Origin of the sequence: Halomonas sp. QHL1 (assembly GCF_001882345.1) — a bacterium.
In the GTDB taxonomy this organism is placed as follows: Bacteria; Pseudomonadota; Gammaproteobacteria; order Pseudomonadales; family Halomonadaceae; genus Vreelandella.
On sequence record NZ_MINL01000003.1, the window covers coordinates 1 to 2,927 of the forward strand.

Annotated in this window: 3 protein-coding genes; all 3 read left to right on the forward strand. The window is 59.8% G+C overall.

Translation table 11 applies throughout. The features are described from left to right. The first annotated feature begins 11 nt into the window (after positions 1-11). Positions 12-986, forward strand: coding sequence for a catechol 1,2-dioxygenase (gene catA / locus QHL1GM_RS19035; protein WP_071694743.1), 975 nt, complete (start codon positions 12-14; stop codon positions 984-986). A 99-nt stretch (positions 987-1,085) separates the two neighbouring features. After that, positions 1,086-2,453 carry a Rieske 2Fe-2S domain-containing protein gene (locus tag QHL1GM_RS19040; protein WP_071694742.1) on the forward strand — a complete coding sequence of 456 codons (1,368 nt, stop codon included), beginning with the start codon at positions 1,086-1,088 and terminating at the stop codon, positions 2,451-2,453. A gap of 33 nt (positions 2,454-2,486) precedes the next feature. Then, the coding region (gene benB, locus QHL1GM_RS19045; RefSeq protein ID WP_071696074.1) for a benzoate 1,2-dioxygenase small subunit at positions 2,487-2,927 on the forward strand (441 nt) is incomplete at its 3' end.

A 2,927-nucleotide genomic window follows, 5' to 3' on the forward strand; every position in this document is an offset into this window, starting at 1 on the left:
AGGGTTTCACCATGACCGTGAAGATATTCGATACCCCCGACGTGCAAGACTTCATTAAAACCGTGGCCGGCTTTGATAAAACCGGTGGCAATGACCGTGCCAAGCAAATTGTGCATCGCCTGGTCGGCGATCTGTTTAAGCTGATCGACGACTTTGACGTCACCGAAGAAGAGTACTGGGCCGGTGTCAACCTGCTCAATGCCCTGGGCAGTCAGACCCAGTTCGGCCTGCTCTCCCCCGGTCTCGGCTTTGACCATTACCTCGATATGCGCCAAGACGCTATCGATGCGGAAGCCAAGCGTGTGGGCGGTACCCCGCGCACTATTGAAGGCCCACTGTACGTAGCCGGTGCCCCGGAAGCCGACGGCTTTGCGCGCCTGGACGACGGCCAGGATCAAGAGGGCGAGACCATGTGGCTGACTGGCCAAGTCCGCGATGTGGATGGCACGCCGATTGCCGGTGCCAAGGTCGAAATCTGGCACGCCAATTCTAAGGGCGGCTACTCCTTCTTCGACCCCTCGCAGTCCGAGTACAACCTGCGGCGCACGATCTATGCGGACAATGAGGGCCGCTACACCGCGCGCAGCATCATCCCCTCTGGCTACGGGGTGCCTGAAGGCGCGCCCACCGATGTGGTGCTCAAGTCCCTGGGACGCCACGGCGAACGCCCGGCGCATATTCACTACTTCGTCTCCGCCCCGGGCCACCAGCACCTGACCACCCAGATCAACTTGGCGGGCGATCCCTACACCTTTGACGACTTTGCCTTTGCTACCCGCGAAGAGTTGGTGGTGCCCGCCGAGCGGATTGAAGACCCGGCCGAGATCGCCCAGCGCGAGCTGGATGGCCCGTTCTCCCACGTGGTGTTCGATGTGGAGCTGGCCCCCACCGAGGCGCCCGAGCTGCAGGTACGTCACGCCCGCCCGCGGGCCAAAGAGGACGAGCAGGATCTGGCCAGCCAGCTCGCCGGTACCGCCAAGGTTTAAAGCCCCATAACCTCGCGCTAACGATTGGCTGACGTCCACCGTCCGATGTGTTAGCGCCTTACACCCCAGGTTATGCCTAAGTATTTGAGGAGAGAGATCATGACCACCCAGCTTGATCAGCTCGAAGCCCGCGTGCGCGGTGCTGTACAAGACGACCCCGCCCAGGGCATTTTCCGCTGCCACCGCAGCATGTTTACCGACCCCGCCTTCTTTGAGCTTGAGCTCAAGCACATCTTCGAAGGCAACTGGCTGTTCCTGGCCCACGAAAGCCAGATCAGTGAGCCGGGTGACTACATGACCGTCACCATGGGTCGCCAGCCGGTGATTATCACCCGTGATAAGCAGGGTGAACTGCACGGCCTGATTAACGCCTGTGCCCACCGCGGCGCCACGTTGTGCCGCCGTAAGCGCGGCAACAAGGGCACCTTCACCTGCCCGTTCCACGGCTGGACGTTCAAAAACGACGGCCAATTGCTCAAAGCTAAAAACGAGAAGAACGGCGCCTACCCTGACCAGTTCAAACAGGATGGCTCCCACAACCTCAAGCGCCTACCGCGTTTTGAAAACTACAAAGGCTTCCTGTTCGGCAGCCTAAGCGATGATGTTCAACCGCTTGAACAGCACCTGGGCGAAACCACCAAGGTCATCGACAACATCGTCGACCAAGCCCCCGAAGGCCTGGAAATCCTGCGCGGCACCTCGTCGTACACCTACACCGGCAACTGGAAGCTGCAGGCCGAAAACGGCGCCGACGGTTACCACGTCAGCTCCGTGCACTGGAACTACGCCTCCACCATGGAACGCCGTAATTACGATTCCGGCGGCACCAAGGCAGTGGACGCCGACGGTTGGTCGAAGAGCAAAGGCGGCTTCTACTCCTATGAAAACGGCCACATGATGCTGTGGACCCGGCTGCTTAACCCGGAAGTGCGTCCGGTATATCAGCATAAGGACTGGATCCAAGAACAGCTGGGTGACGCCCGCGCTGACTCCATCGTCAACCAAACGCGCAACCTCTGCCTTTATCCCAACGTCTATCTGATGGACCAGTTCTCCACCCAGATACGCGTGATTCGTCCGATCGCCGTGGACAAAACCGAAGTCACCATCTACTGCTTCGCACCCAAAGGCGAAGCCGCTGAAGACCGTCGTGTCCGCATCCGCCAGTACGAAGACTTCTTCAACGTCTCCGGCATGGGCACCCCCGACGATCTGGAAGAGTTCCGCGCCTGCCAAGAAGGCTATAACGGTGCATTGGCCGAATGGAACGACCTCTCCCGCGGGGCCCAACAGTGGATCGAAGGCGCCGATGAAACGGCCCAAGCAATCGACATGAAGCCCCTGCTCAGCGGTGCTTCCCCGGAAGACGAAGGGCTCTACGTGCTGCACCACAAACACTGGGTCGACGAAATGTTGCGTGCCATCGACAAAGAGCGCAGCCAGTTTATCGCCACCGCGTCCGCCTAAGCGCCCAGCGCCAGAAGAGAGGAGAGAAGTGCCATGAGCATTAGCTACCACGACATCCAAGCTTTTTTGTACCGCGAAGCGCGTCTGCTGGATGACCGGGAATGGGACGAGTGGCTCGCGTTGTACCGTAAGGATGCCGAGTTCTGGATGCCTGCCTGGGACGACGACGACCAGTTGACCCGTGATCCGCACAGCGAGATCTCGCTGATCTACTACCCCAACCGCGACGGGTTAGAAGATCGGGTGTACCGCATCAAGACCGAACGCAGCGGGGCGAGTACGCCGGAGCCTCGCACCACCCACCAGGTGACCAACCTGGAGATCTTGTCCCAAGACGGCGACACAATGGAGCTACGGTTTAACTGGCATACGCTGAGCCACCGCTACAAGAAGACCGACAGCTTCTTCGGCACCTGCTTCTACACCCTGGACGTGTCCGGTGAGACCCCGTTAATCACAAGAAAAGTCGTGCAG

Coding starts and splice junctions, on each gene's coding strand:
- QHL1GM_RS19040 (WP_071694742.1), top strand. CDS start 1,086: ATGACCACCCAGCTTGATCAGCTCGAAGCCCGCGTGCGCGGTGCTGTA.
- catA (WP_071694743.1), top strand. CDS start 12: ATGACCGTGAAGATATTCGATACCCCCGACGTGCAAGACTTCATTAAA.